Annotated in this window: 1 protein-coding gene; it reads left to right on the top strand. The window is 43.6% G+C overall.

What is annotated here, in order from left to right; all coding sequences use genetic code 11:
* A partial coding sequence (locus DPV95_RS10355) for a hypothetical protein (protein ID WP_133253137.1) occupies positions 1-635 on the top strand: 635 nt, incomplete at both ends.

Raw genomic sequence — 635 nt, 5'->3', positions numbered from 1 at the left:
AAATCAGAAAAACATGATTATGAAACGGAAGGTTGGACACAGTCTGATGCACGTAGCACGCTAGGTTCAATGAATGGCAATATCAGGGTGAGTGCGGGTAATCATACAAATGTTCTTGGTACGGATATGATTACACCACGCACGAATCGAATTGATATTGAAGGCGCAAGCGTGAAGGTAGAAGCGGGAAAAGATATTATTGAAAGTAAAGAGGGGCATGAGTATAAACAATCAGGCGTGACGATTGCCTTGAGTACACCTGTGACCGATATGGCACAAGCGGCTTATAACAGTGTGAAGCGAGCCAAGCAGGTGAGCAATTCAAAACTTCAAGCGCTTTATGCCATGAAAGCCGGAGAAGAGGCAGCTATGGCTGCTCAAAATGTGAGTAAGGTAGCGGAAACCTTAGATGCCTTAAGAGCTGGTAATATGCAGAATACTGGGACGACATCCAGCCCAAGTGTGAAAATTAGTATTGGTTATGGCAGCCAAAAACAAACTCAAAGTAGCGAAAGCCAAAGTATTAGTCATCAAAAATCAACCGTGAATACGGGGACATTTAATGCAAAAGCGCGCGATGAAAAACTCAGTTTTGAGGGCGTTGATGCGAATGCGAAATTGATGGCATTATCAGG

This window comes from Haemophilus parainfluenzae (assembly GCF_003252755.1).
In the GTDB taxonomy this organism is placed as follows: Bacteria; Pseudomonadota; Gammaproteobacteria; order Enterobacterales; family Pasteurellaceae; genus Haemophilus_D; species Haemophilus_D parainfluenzae_N.
Note: the sequence above shows the minus strand (reverse complement) of the source record. Positions and strands in the feature narration are given on the sequence as shown.